Source organism: Halobacteriovorax sp. ZH5_bin.2, assembly GCF_043196375.1.
Lineage (GTDB): Bacteria > Bdellovibrionota > Bacteriovoracia > Bacteriovoracales > Bacteriovoracaceae > Halobacteriovorax_A.
Genome location: NZ_JBEBMJ010000002.1, coordinates 661,830 through 676,451, shown reverse-complemented (window position 1 = coordinate 676,451; position 14,622 = coordinate 661,830). Strand labels below are relative to the sequence as shown.

At 38.1% G+C, this 14,622-nt stretch carries 15 protein-coding genes; 7 read left to right on the top strand and 8 right to left on the bottom strand.

All coding sequences use genetic code 11. The annotated features are described in order from the left end of the window. Nucleotides 1-238: 238 nt before the first annotated feature. The gene (locus ABMA76_RS08385; protein WP_392907072.1) at nt 239-1,030 is read right to left on the bottom strand and encodes a PfkB family carbohydrate kinase; all 792 of its coding nucleotides are present in this window, start codon (nt 1,028-1,030) and stop codon (nt 239-241) included. Next, nucleotides 1,030-1,812 (bottom strand): BtpA/SgcQ family protein, encoded by a 783-nt coding sequence (locus ABMA76_RS08380; RefSeq protein ID WP_392907074.1) that lies wholly within the window; start codon nt 1,810-1,812, stop codon nt 1,030-1,032. Before ABMA76_RS08380 ends, ABMA76_RS08385 begins: the two co-directional genes overlap by 1 nt. A gap of 76 nt (nt 1,813-1,888) precedes the next feature. Between ABMA76_RS08380 and ABMA76_RS08375 the strand changes: the two genes are divergently transcribed. Then, the gene (locus ABMA76_RS08375; protein WP_393061359.1) at nt 1,889-2,821 is read left to right on the top strand and encodes a hypothetical protein; all 933 of its coding nucleotides are present in this window, start codon (nt 1,889-1,891) and stop codon (nt 2,819-2,821) included. A 1-nt stretch (nt 2,822) separates the two neighbouring features. Here ABMA76_RS08375 and ABMA76_RS08370 read toward each other — a convergent pair whose 3' ends face one another. Further along, the gene (locus ABMA76_RS08370) at nt 2,823-3,473 is read right to left on the bottom strand and encodes a thermonuclease family protein (RefSeq protein WP_393061357.1); all 651 of its coding nucleotides are present in this window, start codon (nt 3,471-3,473) and stop codon (nt 2,823-2,825) included. 175 nt (nt 3,474-3,648) lie between these two features. On the opposite strand from ABMA76_RS08370, the gene ABMA76_RS08365 reads away from it, so the two are divergent. Continuing rightward, entirely contained in the window at nt 3,649-4,221 is a 573-nt protein-coding gene (locus ABMA76_RS08365) for a YkgJ family cysteine cluster protein (protein WP_393061355.1), read from the top strand. Here the strand turns inward: ABMA76_RS08365 and ABMA76_RS08360 are convergent. After that, complete coding sequence (locus ABMA76_RS08360; RefSeq protein ID WP_393061353.1) at nt 4,218-5,699, bottom strand: RimK family protein; 1,482 nt, start codon at nt 5,697-5,699, stop codon at nt 4,218-4,220. The two genes, ABMA76_RS08365 and ABMA76_RS08360, sit on opposite strands and share 4 nt — an antisense overlap. 84 nt (nt 5,700-5,783) lie before the next feature. Between ABMA76_RS08360 and ABMA76_RS08355 the strand changes: the two genes are divergently transcribed. Together ABMA76_RS08355 and ABMA76_RS08350 are read left to right on the top strand one after the other, a co-directional pair. Then, nucleotides 5,784-6,872, top strand: coding sequence for a GNAT family N-acetyltransferase/peptidase C39 family protein (locus ABMA76_RS08355; RefSeq protein ID WP_392989086.1), 1,089 nt, complete (start codon nt 5,784-5,786; stop codon nt 6,870-6,872). 18 nt (nt 6,873-6,890) lie between these two features. Continuing rightward, complete coding sequence (locus tag ABMA76_RS08350; protein WP_392989087.1) at nt 6,891-7,970, top strand: hypothetical protein; 1,080 nt, start codon at nt 6,891-6,893, stop codon at nt 7,968-7,970. On the opposite strand, the gene ABMA76_RS08345 is transcribed toward ABMA76_RS08350, so the two are convergent. Together ABMA76_RS08345 and ABMA76_RS08340 are read right to left on the bottom strand one after the other, a co-directional pair. Then, on the bottom strand, nt 7,956-8,303 hold the full coding sequence (locus ABMA76_RS08345) for a 4a-hydroxytetrahydrobiopterin dehydratase (protein ID WP_392989088.1): 348 nt from the start codon (nt 8,301-8,303) through the stop codon (nt 7,956-7,958). The genes ABMA76_RS08350 and ABMA76_RS08345 overlap by 15 nt on opposite strands. 15 nt (nt 8,304-8,318) lie before the next feature. Further along, entirely contained in the window at nt 8,319-8,633 is a 315-nt protein-coding gene (locus tag ABMA76_RS08340) for an NGG1p interacting factor NIF3 (protein ID WP_392989089.1), read from the bottom strand. A 162-nt stretch (nt 8,634-8,795) separates the two neighbouring features. On the opposite strand from ABMA76_RS08340, the gene ABMA76_RS08335 reads away from it, so the two are divergent. Genes ABMA76_RS08335 through ABMA76_RS08325 form a run of 3 tightly spaced genes read left to right on the top strand, consistent with a single transcriptional unit; the run spans nt 8,796 to nt 11,831 of the window. After that, nucleotides 8,796-10,373, top strand: a complete 1,578-nt coding sequence (locus ABMA76_RS08335; protein WP_393061351.1) for a methyl-accepting chemotaxis protein — start codon at nt 8,796-8,798, stop codon at nt 10,371-10,373. Nucleotides 10,374-10,413: 40 nt separating this feature from the next. Beyond that, the gene (locus ABMA76_RS08330) at nt 10,414-11,100 is read left to right on the top strand and encodes a helix-turn-helix domain-containing protein (protein ID WP_392989091.1); all 687 of its coding nucleotides are present in this window, start codon (nt 10,414-10,416) and stop codon (nt 11,098-11,100) included. Between the two features lie 38 nt (nt 11,101-11,138). Next, on the top strand, nt 11,139-11,831 hold the full coding sequence (locus tag ABMA76_RS08325; RefSeq protein ID WP_393061349.1) for a transglutaminase family protein: 693 nt from the start codon (nt 11,139-11,141) through the stop codon (nt 11,829-11,831). A gap of 12 nt (nt 11,832-11,843) precedes the next feature. Here ABMA76_RS08325 and ABMA76_RS08320 read toward each other — a convergent pair whose 3' ends face one another. Beyond that, nucleotides 11,844-12,383: a glutathione peroxidase gene (locus tag ABMA76_RS08320; protein ID WP_392856604.1), complete on the bottom strand. Its 540-nt coding sequence runs from the start codon at nt 12,381-12,383 to the stop codon at nt 11,844-11,846. Between the two features lie 43 nt (nt 12,384-12,426). Next, complete coding sequence (locus ABMA76_RS08315) at nt 12,427-14,601, bottom strand: OsmC domain/YcaO domain-containing protein (RefSeq protein ID WP_393061347.1); 2,175 nt, start codon at nt 14,599-14,601, stop codon at nt 12,427-12,429. Nucleotides 14,602-14,622: the final 21 nt, after the last annotated feature.

Here is a 14,622-nt window from a genome sequence, read left to right as displayed (position 1 = left end):
GTAAGACACTAAATTATAATTGTCCTTACGAGATCTTTTATAAAAAGAATGTCGCACTGGTTTGTTGAGCTCAGCCGGACACTTTTCGCAAATTCAAAACCTTATCAATATATTCGACCAAATAAAGCCTATAATCATCCTTTAAACAGCAATTTTAAGGGGATTTACGTGACGATATAGCATATACAAGGCATTCGTGAATGCTTTAAAGGGGTGAAATGCGTAAATCATTCGACAACTACTTGAAAGGTCGAAAAGTGTCCGCGTACCCTACACCCGCGCCCCTAACTGATAAAATTGATTTTGCGTAATGAGATGCTTCTTCGATATTGTTGAGAGCGAGGAAGGCTCCGAGGAATGCGTCGCCAGCTCCAGTCGAGTCGACCACAGGTACTAAAGGGATTGGGGAAAAGTTTTCGATTTGTTTTTTTGAGATCTTACTAATTTTATCCTTTCCCCTTGTTACTAAAATTTTGATATCGTGATTTTTTACATAATCATAGAGGAAGTCTTCAAGAGGATGGCCAGTCACTAATCCGAACTGAGCGAGACTCGCATGCTTTAAATACTTTTCAATATCAATTTCACTAGCATCATGAAAATCAAAAATAAACTTAGCCCTAGGTTTCGCTTCAATAAGTTGGTCTACGAATGGAAGGATCTGTGAGTAGAGAGGGCAGACGATATGACCTTCAAGTTCTTTAATTAATTGAAGTTCTTCTTTGGTGAATTGAAAGTTTTCAAGCACACCACTTTTGTATTCAGTGAAGTTCTTTTCACCACTTTCTAAGGTCTCGATAAATTGAATCGGAGTCTTTCCTTCTCGAAAAAGTGGAACGGCCTGTATACCTTCTTTTTGACAATGGTTGATAATTACTTGGCCATCACTTGCTGCGGGATAGATTAGTGTTGCTTTTGAATTTGAGTTACGCATAAAATGCGTGGCCACATTTAAAGAACAACCACCAAGATGCCTTTCATGTACGGATGTATAATCATCAAAACCTGCATCGCCAATGAAGGTATACATTATTGTCTAAGCCTTCTTACGATATCCATAAATGGTGCAATCTTTTCATAATCCATACGAGTGTCTGTCATAAGTGCACTTCCAACGATAGCGCCGTCAAGAGCAGGGTAGAGTTCATCTAGATTATTATGAGAAAGACCTGAGCCAATAATAATTGGAAGCTCTGGTGCGCCTTCTTTTGCTTCCATGATTTCTTTAACACTTGGAGCGATTCCTGTTTCGCGGCCTGAGACAACGGCCGCTGCACTTTTAAATTCGTAAGCTTCGCGAGCAGATTGGGCGAGGGTTTTCTCTTCTAACATGGTTGCATACTTAACCTGAATATCTGTTAAGAGTTGAATATCGTCTGCTGCGATTTTTTTGCGATAATTGAGTAGACCTTGAGGATCAATTTTCATCTCTCCGCCGTATTCCTCACGTGCCATGCGATCAACAAAGTAATCAGTACGGATAAAAGAATTGCCACCGGCCTTCGCAATTGCAAGGGAAGCTTCTGGATCATTGATTAAAAACTCTGAGCCAATTGGGTAGTTGCCCGCTTGTCTTTGGACCATGTTGGCCACAACACTCATGCTTGCAATAACTTCTTTAGAGGCATCAACTGTATAAGGCCTGTCGTGCTCATTTTCTAAGAGGGCCGCATCGACTCCACACTTTCTTAGAACTTCAAGGTCTTCAAGGGCGTAATCAATGACCTGATTTATTCCTGGATGACTCGTGTAGCCAAGTAGTGGGCGTAGATAAATAACTGCAATTATTGGTTTTGCCTTAAAGTCTAGCATTTAATCTCTCCATGCATGTGTATTGTCATAGTAAACGACGAGTGATTTAATAGTCCAGCAACAATTTGGGGGAGCTATGTTACGTCTACTCACACTTACTCTAGTGTCAATTTCAACTTTTGCTATTTGTCAGAAATGGTCTGGACCACAGGTTATTGGAAGCCTTGATACTTCAGTTTTAAATGAGACGTCTGGGATTGCAATCTCTCAAGTTCATGATGATCGTATGTATAACTTAAATGATTCTGGCTCTGGCCCGGAGATTTTTTGGACGACGATTTCTGGAAAGAATACAAAGAAAGTTATGGTCAACAATTTCAAGCCTTATGATATGGAAGATATGTCTTTAGGTCCATGTGGTGATCTTAAGTGTGTTTATATTGCAGATATTGGAGATAATCGTAAGAAGAGAAAATTTCTTTCAATTGTCGCCATCGATGAGATGAAATTGAAAGCTGATACTACTGAAGTTTGGCCAGAGTTTGTCCTACGTTTCGTTTATCCTAATAAAGAAAAGTACGATGCTGAGAGTATGGTTGTTCATCCAAGTGGTGATATTTATATTTTAACGAAGATTGTGGACGAAGAAAATCGCCGTGCTATGCCTGCAAAGCTTTTTAAGTTAGGTAAAAAGAAAGTTGCTAAAGCTATCGAGAAAAATGAAAAGGCCGAACTAGAGGAAGTCGCTACAGTAGATCTTCCTTATCATCTTTATAACTACAACCTTTGGGGAAGAATTGCGACGGCAATGGATATCTCTAAAGACGGTAAGACACTTCTTGTTCTAACTTATGGAGCTGTTTTTGAATTTAATATTGAGTTCAATTCTTTAAAAGAATTCAATGCAAGAAAGTTAGATGCTAAGAGTGATTTTAGAATCGTTACGACTAAGAAGCTCTATCAGCAAGAGGCCATTGCATACGGGCCAAAAGACAATGAATTCATCTATACAACAGAAGTTGAATCAGGTGATGGTGTAAGTGAAATTGTTAGACACGTATGTGAATAACTTATTTTGAAAATAACTTATAACCTAACTGCTTTGCTCTCTCAAAAGATCGGATGAAGAGCCTGCGGTAAGGTGGCACCATGTGGCCATCTTCAGGTGAATATAGAATTTTTGTCTCTAAGTCACCGACGTAATTTGTTCCAATACGATTTTGAACACTCATGCGAAATTCATATGGCAGCTGGACGTTAAGAGCGTAAATTCCAATTTCTTCAAGGAAGACTTTTTCAGAAGCGGCCATATATTCGTACATAATGTCTTTATCAAAAGGTTCAATAAAGTAAGGTACTGCTAATCCTGATTTAAGCATTTCTAAATTTATATCTTGGCCTTGGTATAGAACTGTACCAAGTAGACGACGCGTGTTTAGGTCTCCATCTCTTCCCAAGTCAATGACAACAGTACTTCCAATTGGAACAAGATTTCTGAGGTAGTCTCTGGCATCAAGGGAGATCTGCCCTTGAGTATTTCCGTTGAAGTCGACCTCGGGTGTATCAATTCCTAGCATACGAATATTTTTCTTCTTTCCTAGAAAGTCACTATAAATTGTCATGGTATCACCATCGTGAATATACAGAACTCGACCTTCAAACGAGATGGCAAAGATTGATAGTTGTAGAAGTGCTAGAATTAGAAGTTTTAATTTTCTCATAGTGTCTTAATAGTAAATTAAACCAGTTATGAATAGAGATTGGATAACATTTACATAGAGATGATTAAGGCCAAGTGCTTGAATTTATTGGTCTCTTCTTTGTTTGCTGAATTTTATTGCCAATTAAATTTTTTTGAATAGAATGGCCTTCGGTTTTTACGTGTTGTAGGTTTTTATGAGTTTAAATAAAGAGATCTCAAAGCATATCGAATCAATCTTTGAAAAGTCGTCACAGACTTTTTCAAGTTATCAACTATCTAAAGGGCTGCCTTGTTTAAGTGGGTGTGGGGCCTGTTGCTTAAGCCAAGAAATATCGGCATCGACTTCTGAAATGTTACCAAGTGCATTTCGAATTCTCAACGAAGAAGGGATTGAGAGGGTAGAAGAATTACTAGAAGAACTTGAGGTAAGAACTTCGAGATTATGTGTTTTCTATCATCGTAATTCACAAGAAGGAACTGATGGTTATTGTATGAATTACTCTACAAGACCGACGGTTTGTCGATCTTTTGGTGTTGCTGCTTACCGTGATAAGAACGGAGACAAAGTCATGAGTGTCTGTAAGCGCTTGAAAGATGCATATCCGAATGAAGTTAAAAGCCTAAGTCCTAGTGAAGCACCTGTCATTGGTGATTTTGCGAAGCAGATCTACTTATTGGGACAAAATGAGGATGCGAAACTTCTTCATATTAATGAGGCCCTTTATCAAGCACTAAAGAAGGTGTGGTTTAGTCACACCTTTAGTTAATGCTTCATCATTTCAATTTTAGTAATAAAGTGCTTGATGACAATTTCATAAAGCTCATCGCCAATTAATTCATCTTCTACCCCAAAGTCGAGATTGGGATTATCATTGACTTCAACGACATAGGCCATTTTTCCGTCATCTTTAATATCAACGCCAAAGAGTCCGTCACCAATTTTTGTACAGGCCTTAGTCGCAGTATCAATTACATACTGTGGGACATCTTCAATTGCTAAACATTGTGAATCCCCTGAGCTATCTTCTTCACCACTGGCATGATTATAGATTTGCCAATGCTCCTTACTCATAAAGTACTTGCAAGCATAGAATGGTTTCTTGTTAATAACACCAATACGCCAGTCAAAATCGGTATATAGGAATTCCTGAACTAGAATTAGGGCCGATTTTTGTAGGAATTCCTTAAGACTTTCTTTAAGTTCTTGTCTTGTTTCAACCTTTGAAACTCCTATCGAGAAGCTTCCATCTGGGATTTTTAGAACCATTGGTAACTTAAGCTTCTCTTCTAAAAGATCTAGTGTTGCATCACTATAGTCGCTGACTATCTCACTCTTTATTGTGCTAATTCCATTCTTCTTGAATAGATTGTGAAGGTAGATCTTATTCGTACATTTCAAGATTGCATTGGGGTCATCAATGACAACGAGCCCTTCATCAACGGCCGTCTTTGCAAAGGCATAGGTTGGGTTTACCAGTGAAGTTGTCGTACGAATAAAGAGTGCATCAAATTCATTGATTCGTGCAAGGTCATATTTGGAAATAGTTTCAACATAGAGTCCGTTCTTATTTCCAATATCGATGAATTTTCTTATCGCCTCAGGGTTACTCGGCGGAAGCTTTTCCTTATCATCCACTAGGATTGCAAGGTCATACTTGTATTGTTTTCTAGTATTTGGAAGACGCCAGATACGATTATTAAAACGTTCAAGATGTTGGGCAAAGAAAGTCTCCTGTTCCTCATTAAGGTCTGTGATGTGAATCGGAACTATCGAGTTAATCTTCCAAATTTTATTAAAAGCTAAGCGTACTTCAAAAATAGGGGCAGGATAGTTATTGAAAATAACCTTACCAATATTTTTAAAAAGCTTCTCCTTGGTTTCACCAAAGAAAACTCGAAAAGCGATTGAGCGCACTTCCTCTTTGTTATCAATATACTTAGTGGCCACTTCTTGGGCCAAGCTTTGAAGCTCGTCAAGATCATATGTATAGTGCTTCTTCTTGCAAAGATCATTAATGGTTTTTACTGTGGGCATTACCTTATGGCCTCTTGCCTCAGCAATAAGAGAAGTATAGTAACCAAGGGATAAGTATTTGGAAGAATTACATAAATTCAAAACCCTAAGGTTCTTAAGTTGATGATACTGTTCTTTTGATAGGTAGTCCTTGGCCGTAATGACCTGGTCGGTAGGGAAGTAGGGTTGCCAGTCTTTTAGACGATCAACGATGACAACAAGTTTTTCCATCTTTTTTTATCTCCACATAAAAATAAAGATATTTTTTTATATAAGAATAATATAAATTATAAAAAACAAAAGCGAGAGTTTTTTATGCATATTTTTAGAGATGCAACCTTAGAAGATCTGAACGCACTCCTTAAAATTGAAGAGGAGTCTTTTGATGGCGATCGCCTGAGCGCCACGAATTTTAAATACGCCATTACTAAGTCCCATGGGGCCCTAAAGCTGATCCTTGTTAATAAGGTTATTGCTGGCTATGTTCTCATTTTCTTCCATCGTGGGACATCCTTAGGGAGAATTTACTCGATTGCTATTAGACGTGATTTTCAGGGACAGGGCCTTGCCAAGAAGCTTATGTTATTGGCAGAGAAGGTGGGGCAAGAGCATTCTTGTTCATACCTGCGTCTTGAAGTTAAGAGAACGAATAAAGGTGCTATCTCATTGTATGAAAAACTTGGTTATAAAGAATTCAAAATAAAACAAGATTATTATGAAGATCACCAAGATGCTCTTTGCTATGAGAAGCGTATCCGTAAGGCCCCGCCCAGGGCCAAAAGAAATATTGCCTACTACCAGCAAACGACGGACTTTACCTGTGGGCCAAGTGCCTTAATGATGGCCTTAAAATTTTTAAAACCTAAGATAAAGTTAAATCAAGAACTTGAGCTAGACCTCTGGCGTGAGGCCACAACTATTTATATGGCCTCAGGGCATGGCGGATGTGGCCCCCATGGGATTGCCCTGGCCGCAGCAAAGAGGGGGCTTAAAACGGAGATTTATATTAATCGCAAGTCTTCGCTTTTTACAGACTCTGTCAGGGATAAAAAGAAGAAAGAGGTTATTGAGCTCGTTCAACGAAATTTTGAAAAAAAGCTCAAAGAAGTAAGTGTAAAAACCCATTTTAAAAATTATGGCATCGCTAAAATTCGTGAGATAATAGAAGGCGGAGGATTGGCCCTCGTTCTAATAAGTGCTTATCGCTTAACTGAAACGAAGGTACCTCATTGGATTGTTATTACGAATATCGATGATGAATTTATTTATTTTAACGACTCTGATTTGAAAGATAATCAGGACAAGGTTGATAATATTAATATCCCTGTGGGGATTAATGAATTTGAAAAAATGGCCAAGTATGGAAGTGGACAGCTTAAATGTGTTATTTCACTTTTTTCTTAATCTTGGTATCGGTGATTTATGAATAAGAAGATGGGTGTCCTTAAGGTTTATCGAATTTTTGATATTGCTCATGAGGTATTATTAGACAAGGCCTATGAAAAGCTTAAAAGCCTTACTGTTCTTAAAAAATTTAGTCTAAATAGGCCTTCCAAGAATATGCTCTTTCAGGATCCACCATTAGTGGTCTTCTTAGGAGAGCATTCGATTGAGAATTTGAAAGTGGCCGTCACGGCAAAATTATGGAGCTATGGTGCTCTTTCTTTTTCCGTGGATATCGAATGTCCATTCTTTGTGGATAAGAAAGAATTAATTGAATGGGTTGAGAATTGGTCTCAAGGGGACTCCGTTGAGAATTTTTGTCGAGAAAGAATAAGCTTCTTTATTGAGTCGCTAGGAGAGTCTCTCGTTAAGCCTAAGATATGGGAGCAAAGTGAAGAATATAGTATTTTTGTCACTTCTCCTAAGTATCATAACAAAGATTACTGGCTGGAAGATTCTTTCGTCTATCAATTATTGGCGATGGAAAAGAATGTAAAGTTGAGTCCAGCAATGTTAGCACCTGTTGTTGATTGTACTGTCAGCTATGGGCCTGACGATCTTGTGGCAATTGATTGGGATAATGCCTTTGTCTACTCTGAAGTTGATGGCCATGATATTTGTGATGTTATTGAGTTTGCAAATATTCAGCTTCTTGAACTTCGTTATTTCGATGATCTTCTCGATAAGAAATTATCTGGGCTATATCGACAAGTTGTTGAAAAGAACCCATCAATCTTTAGTAAGGTATCAGTGCTCGCTAAGGATGCCAGTCAGTTGTACTTTGAGACAAGTGAGTTAGTTGATCGAATTGAGAACTCTGTAAAAGTTATTGGTGATATCTACTATGCGCGCTTATTTCGAATCTGCTTAAAGCGTTTACAAGTAGAACAATGGCAATCCCTTGTTGACCAGAAGCTTAAGAACCTTCTTGATGTTTCTCAGATGTATATGGCCGAAGTAAATAACCGCAAAAGCCACTTAATGGAGATCATTATTATCATCCTAATTGCGATCGAGGTTATTCCATTTGTTTATAACTTAGCACTAAAGCTTATGTGACTTTAAAATCTGATCAATCTTACTGGCAAAAATAAAGTCGCTCTCAACGAGGTCATCAATTTTATGTGTCCATAGATCAACCTTTAATTTTCCAAAACTAATGAAGAGGTCTGGATGATGCCACTGTTCGTCTGCAACTTTTGCAATCTCATTTGCTATGGCCATAGGTTGATCAAATTTATCACATGAGAGCTCAAGGCTGAGTCTTCTCTTGTCATTAGCAAAGCTCCAACGAGGATCAAGTTGATCCTTTAATTGAAGTTTCTCATCCATGGGTAGGGGAGGAACTCCTCCTTGACATGGGATACAAGTTTTCTCACTTAGTGCTGTCATCTATTCTCCTCCAAACTAATCAAAGTTAACGAGATCGTAGAGGTCAATAGCAGGCTCTTCATAGGGATGGGCCTTCTTGAGCGCTTCCAAGACTTCTTTGACTTTATTATCTGGACAAATTGTCTCAACTTTTAATTCGACAACTTTCTCTATTTCACCATTTCTTCCAATATGTGGATTGGCCTCTTTATTTGGCCTAAATTGCCCCACACCCTCTACTTCAAATGAGCAGCGGTCATAATTACCAATTGTCCCTGCTCCAGCATCGAAAACCGCATTTTTTACGACCTCTGCATTGGCCTTTGGGACAAAGAAAACTAGCTTTTTCATTAAAAACATCCTTTTTAAGATAACTCCATTAGGAATAAGCATCAACTTCATTAAAGTTTACATTTTTCTGACCCTGATTAAAATCATAAAAATAATTGAGTTTGGTTCATTAATTTGTTCTCTAAACTGACGAGGAGTAAGAGGTATTTAGGAGGAAAACTAATGGTTAGTTTAAGAGAGAGAATTAAATACTTCTTTTCTGCGTCAGTTTATTCAATTTTGTCATCGGCAGTCTTTGTTGTCCTACTATTTGCTGTGACCCTTCCATCGATTAACTCGACTGCCCGAAATGGTAAGAATGAGAGCGTAAAGGTCGCGATTCACAACGCCTATAGTATGGTGAAGTATCTTTATGATGAGTCACAGGCCGGAAAGATTACAGAAAAAGAAGCAAAACTACATGCAAAGAATTTACTACAGGCCCTTCGTTACGATGGCAAAAACTACTTCTTTGTCAGTGATAAGAATTTAAATGTTGTTGCTCATGGTGCTGACCCTTATAAAGTCGGAAATAATATGGCCAAGTACCAAGATGGGAAGGGAACTTACCTCTATAAAGAATTTCTAAAAATTGGACTTGAAAAGGGGGAAGGGCCTCTCACTTATTACCGCGCTCGTAAGAAAGAAGGTGATGTCATTGAAAAGACTTCTTATATCAAATACTTCGCTCCTTGGGGATGGATTATCGGAACTGGTGTTTATATTGATGACGTAAAGGTTGCCGTCTTTGAAGCTAAAAAGAGTACTCTTATTGGACTTATGATTTGTGTTGCCATTGCTCTGGGGCTATCTCTATGGAATGCCCACTCAATGTATGCAAACTTTATCTCGCCAATTAAAAACGTGATTAGAAACCTTAAGACAGAATATGTTGAACTAGAGCGCATTGCGAATAATATTAATTCGAGCTCAAGGCAAATCCTTGATGTATCCAGTAAGCAAACTGACTCTGTGGACAATGTTGCAGCGGCGATCACTGAGATCAAGTCAATGGTTGACTCAACAAGAGATAACGCCGATCGATCAAGTGGCCTTGCCAAACATACTGCAAATATCTCAAACGAATCTAAAGAGAAAATCTTAAGACTAGTTCAATCATTTGATATTATTAAAAAAGATAATGAAGAAGTTATTCAAGTTATTCGTGACAATAGTGTTCAGTTAAATGATATTTCAAATACAATTAATGATATTCAAGAAAAGACTGAAGTCATTAGTGATATCGTTTTCCAAACAAAACTTCTCTCTTTTAATGCTTCTGTTGAGGCGGCGAGAGCAGGTGAGCACGGTAAGGGGTTCAGTGTTGTGGCCGAGGAAATTGGAGGCCTTGCTAAAGTCAGCGGTGAGTCTGCCATTGAAATTGCTACAATCATTGAAGAGTCAACTCGTCGAGTGAAAGAGCTAACAGATATGACGACTAAGACAGTTGAAAACCTTGTTCAGGTAACAGAAAAGGATTTACTTGAAGGTCAGAAATTAATGTCTGATTGTCGTGATGCCCTTGAGGAGCTGGTTGGTCAATCAATGGAATCTTCTAGCATGTGTAATGAAATTCTTGGAGCACTTTCAGAGCAGGAAAATGGTATTGCAGATGTAAATACATCGATTAACACTCTTAATGAATCTCAGTGGCAGCTGAAGAGTTCTCAAGAGACTTCTGCTCGTGAAGTTGAAGATCTTGTTAAAAAGAGTGAACAAATTAAAACAGCTGTTGAAAAATTAGAAAAAATCGCAGCATAACAAACTAGCAATTGATTCAAATGGCCCTTATAATAGGGCCATGAATCGTAAAATTTACCTCTTCGACTATTTTACTGTTATTGAATCTAAATCCTTAAATGTTGAGTTTCACTCTCATATTGCTCAACAGATTTCGGTCTCTCTCGATTCATGCCCCTTAAAATACGAAACAGAAGATGGTGTATTCGAAGAGATGGCCGTCTACCTTCCTTCTCTAAAAAAACATCGCTTTCTAAGTGAAGCATGCCACAATCTAAATATTCTCATTGATGATGAAGCTAGTTTTAAATTAGATCCTAAGGTTATTGAGCTTAGGGACTTAGAGCTCGAAGATATCAATCACAATAGTGTTGAAAAATTCTTAAAGGAGCTGGGGCTTCTTTCAGATAAAGAGATGGACCAAAGAATTGTTAAATTATTTGATATCATTAAATCCTATGAAAACCTCGATGAAATAAAGCTCAAGGATGTGGCCACTAAGATTGCCCTTTCAGAAAGTCGGCTACTACACTTATTTAAGGATGAAGTAGGGGTTACATTTAGAAAGTATATCCTTTGGCAAAAATTAAAAAGGGCCGTGGAAGCTCAAGCGCAAGGAAGAAGTATTACGGATGTCGCTATCGCTGCTGGCTTTAGTGACTCTGCTCACTTTTCAAAGTTTTTTAAACAAAGCTTTGGCCTATCACCGAAGGAAATCTTTAAAAATAGCCAGTTTATACAAGAATAGAATAACAAAAATTCGTATGATCTTCTTAAGGAGAATATATGAAATCAAAATTACTCGATCTTGACCATCCCGATATCGTTGCATTAAAAAGTGAAATTCTCGAGTTTTCTCGAGATGAGTCTCAAATCATTGGAGCTTGCTACCGCTATGTTAGAGATGAGATTAATTTTGGCTATAACTCGAGTGATGATTTGACTGCATCTGAGGTCTTACGTGATGGTTATGGCCAATGTAATACAAAGGCCACGCTGCTTATGAGTCTGTTAACGGCTTGTGGGATTGAAAATAGACTACATGGTTTTACAATTGATAAGAAGTTACAATATGGGGCCATTACCGGAATCTTTTATAAAATTGCTCCACGTGAAATTCTTCATAGCTGGGTAGAAGTGAAATATCAGGGGCAGTGGTATAACCTTGAAGGCTTCATTCTCGATACTGACTATCTTGCAGCAATTCAAAAGATGGCCGGAAAAAATGTACGCTCTTTTTGTGGCCATGGGGTTGCTTGTAAGGATTTACAAAATCCCGAAGTTGACTGGAAAGGTGGAAACTCAACTTATATTCAAAAAGAAGGTATTGTCAGAGACTTAGGCCTTTATGAAACACCGGATGAATTCTATGAGAAATTTGGAACAAATCCAAAAGGAATAAGAAAATTCTTTTATAAGTATTTTATTCGCTTCTTGATGAATAAAAATGTTAGTGACATAAGAAAGAGACCTGCTTAGTGCAGGTCTCACTTATAAAAGCTCTTTCAACTTAGAAGTGATTTTCTCATCTGTTGGTGCGATATCTGGGAAGAATCTTTCAACAATCTCCCCATTCTTATCGAGAAGGAATTTTTCAAAATTCCAATGAATGTCATGAGGTTGGCCAGAAATAAGTCCCTTACTAATTAGAAGTTGTTCAAAGTCCGGTTTGTCATTTCTAACAGCTTCCTTCTTTGTTTCTGTTAAGGCCTTGTATAAAGGATGCTGTCCTTCACCCTTAACTATTATTTTCTCATTTACTGGAAAAGTTACGTTGTACTCTAGATTACAGAATTGTTGAATCTCTTCGTTAGTTCCAGGTTCTTGTCCAAGGAACTCATTTGCTGGGAAGGCCAAAATTTCTAGACCTTGATCCTTATATTCAGAATAAAGTTTCTGTAGCGCCTCATACTGTGGAGTCAGTCCACACTTAGAAGCAACATTAACAATAAGATAGGCCTTGGCATCAAAGTCTTTAAGTGTCTTATCTAGTCCTTTGCCGTCTTTAAAGTGAATTGTATTTAGATTCATATAGGTAACCTCCTAAAGTTTTTAAAGAGGTTACCATAAAGATTTATTTTAGAAAGTTGTGGCGTGCTAATTGAAGCTTTTTATAACTTTCAATTAACTTTAAATGCTTATCAATTCCTTCAAGATTCATTCCTGTTGGTGTAAGTCCATCAAAACGATTCTCTCCAGTAATTGTCTTAGTTACTCGCTCCATTAATTCACTACCATACATACGAGTTAAGTTTTCGCTATAATCGGCAATTTCTAGATCTTCACCAAGTTCAATATCGAGGGCGATATTAAGTACCTGATAGAAGCGTCTTCTCTCAATCGTATTGTCATTGAATGTTCCAAGCATTTCAACTAGTTCTTTGGCATCTTCAAATTGCTTTAGTGCAAGATAAGTCAGGGCCTTAAGTTCTCCAATAACAAGTTGTCCCCATACGGTACTTTCATCAAAGGCTACACCGATAAGCTCTGATACTGGCATGTAATTATCCAATGAGCTTTCTTCTAGCTGGCCAACGAGTTCAGACAGGTCTTCTTCATCAAGAGCATGGAGATTCAGTATCGCTTCTCGGTAGTCGAGAGCTTGATTATGATTATCCCAAATTAAATCTTCTGGCTGATAGATTTCAGAATAATTTGGAACAAGAATTCGGCATGCAGCCGCACCCAGTTCATTGTAATCGGCAATATAAACTTCTTTCTCAAGTTGTTTAAGAATATCCATCAAGTAGTTATATTCTTCTTGCGTTGTTCCTGAGAAGTTCCACTCGTTAAATTCATATTGTGGTTTGGCCCCAAAGAACTTCCACGAGATAACACCTGTTGAGTCAATAAAGTGATCAACAATATTATTGTGTTCACGAATTGCAAACTCGTTAAATGTTGGTGGGAAAGTATCATTCATTCCTTCAAAACTTCTTCCTTGCAGAAGTTCTGTTAATGATCTCTCAAGTGCTACTTCAAAACGAGGGTGTGCCCCAAAAGAAGCAAAGACTCCACCGTTTCTTGGGTTCATTAGCGTCACACACATGACAGGAAATCGGCCACCAAGAGAAGCATCTTTAATGACAATTGGAAAGCCAGCTTCTTCAAGTTTTGCAATCCCTTCCATAATTGTTGGGTACTTTTCTAGAACTGCTTTTGGTACATCTGGAAGAGTTATTTCATCGACAATAATTTGTTTCTTTACTGCTCTTTCAAAAATTTCAGAAAGACATTGTACGCGCGCTTCATACTTTGTATTCCCGGCACTCATCCCATTACTTACAAATAGGTTGGCAATAAGGTTTGCCGGGATATAAACCGTTTGACCATCTGATTGACGCTCATAAGGAAGTGCACAAATACCGCGCTCATAATTTCCTGAGTTTGTATCAACTAGGTGAGAAGCTGAAAGCTCACCATCATTATCATAAGCAGCAATTAGGGTATTATCCATTAGACCTTCTGGAAGTGTGTCATCTTCTGGTATTTCAAACCACTTCTCGTTAGGGTAGTGAACAAAGTCTGCATTAGCGATCTCTTCACCAAGATAGTAATCACTATAAAAGTAATTCGTGCTGATACGTTCAAGATATTCACCAAGGGCCGAGGCAAGGGCAGCGTCCTTTGTTGCTCCTTTACCATTGGTAAAACACATTGGAGAGTCTGCATCTCTGATATGAACAGACCAAACATGAGGGACTTGATTACGCCAAGAGGCGATTTCAATCTTTATTCCTAGATCTGCAAGAAGCGAAGTCATATTCTCAATTGTTTCCTCAAGAGAACAGTCCTTTCCTGCAATCATGGTCTTAGCGTCATTTATTTCATATTCAAGTTTGACATCATTTCCTAAGATTTCTTTGGCCTCGATTTTAAAGTCGATTTCATTTTGGATCACACGCTTTACAGTACAGCGGTTCATTGATGCAAGAATTCCCTTCTTATCTTTTTCAGATATTGAAGCTGGAAGTTCTGCATGAATCACAAATGATTGTTTGTAACGATTATCGGGATCCACAATATTTTGCTGACTGATACGAATATCTTCTGTCGGGATATCACGACTATTACAATAGACCTTGGCAAAGTAGGCTGCACACATGGCAGATGATGCTAGGAAATAGTCGTATGGGCCAGGAGCTGTACCGTCACCTTTGTAGCGAACAGGCTGGTCTGAAATGATTTTGAAGTCGTCGAAGCTGGCTTCGATTTTTAAATTGTCGAGGTATTTTACGTTTACTTGCATAGCGCTATAACTACCATAAAT

What these genes read in the sequence shown, in the direction of transcription:
- ABMA76_RS08325 (WP_393061349.1), top strand. Translation starts at nt 11,139, where the DNA reads ATGAAATCAAAATTACTCGATCTTGACCATCCCGATATCGTTGCATTA.
- ABMA76_RS08330 (WP_392989091.1), top strand. Translation starts at nt 10,414, where the DNA reads ATGAATCGTAAAATTTACCTCTTCGACTATTTTACTGTTATTGAATCT.
- ABMA76_RS08335 (WP_393061351.1), top strand. Translation starts at nt 8,796, where the DNA reads ATGGTTAGTTTAAGAGAGAGAATTAAATACTTCTTTTCTGCGTCAGTT.
- ABMA76_RS08350 (WP_392989087.1), top strand. Translation starts at nt 6,891, where the DNA reads ATGAATAAGAAGATGGGTGTCCTTAAGGTTTATCGAATTTTTGATATT.
- ABMA76_RS08355 (WP_392989086.1), top strand. Translation starts at nt 5,784, where the DNA reads ATGCATATTTTTAGAGATGCAACCTTAGAAGATCTGAACGCACTCCTT.
- ABMA76_RS08345 (WP_392989088.1), bottom strand. Translation starts at nt 8,303, where the DNA reads ATGACAGCACTAAGTGAGAAAACTTGTATCCCATGTCAAGGAGGAGTT.
- ABMA76_RS08385 (WP_392907072.1), bottom strand. Translation starts at nt 1,030, where the DNA reads ATGTATACCTTCATTGGCGATGCAGGTTTTGATGATTATACATCCGTA.
- ABMA76_RS08365 (WP_393061355.1), top strand. Translation starts at nt 3,649, where the DNA reads ATGAGTTTAAATAAAGAGATCTCAAAGCATATCGAATCAATCTTTGAA.
- ABMA76_RS08360 (WP_393061353.1), bottom strand. Translation starts at nt 5,699, where the DNA reads ATGGAAAAACTTGTTGTCATCGTTGATCGTCTAAAAGACTGGCAACCC.
- ABMA76_RS08315 (WP_393061347.1), bottom strand. Translation starts at nt 14,601, where the DNA reads ATGCAAGTAAACGTAAAATACCTCGACAATTTAAAAATCGAAGCCAGC.
- ABMA76_RS08375 (WP_393061359.1), top strand. Translation starts at nt 1,889, where the DNA reads ATGTTACGTCTACTCACACTTACTCTAGTGTCAATTTCAACTTTTGCT.
- ABMA76_RS08320 (WP_392856604.1), bottom strand. Translation starts at nt 12,383, where the DNA reads ATGAATCTAAATACAATTCACTTTAAAGACGGCAAAGGACTAGATAAG.
- ABMA76_RS08370 (WP_393061357.1), bottom strand. Translation starts at nt 3,473, where the DNA reads ATGAGAAAATTAAAACTTCTAATTCTAGCACTTCTACAACTATCAATC.
- ABMA76_RS08340 (WP_392989089.1), bottom strand. Translation starts at nt 8,633, where the DNA reads ATGAAAAAGCTAGTTTTCTTTGTCCCAAAGGCCAATGCAGAGGTCGTA.
- ABMA76_RS08380 (WP_392907074.1), bottom strand. Translation starts at nt 1,812, where the DNA reads ATGCTAGACTTTAAGGCAAAACCAATAATTGCAGTTATTTATCTACGC.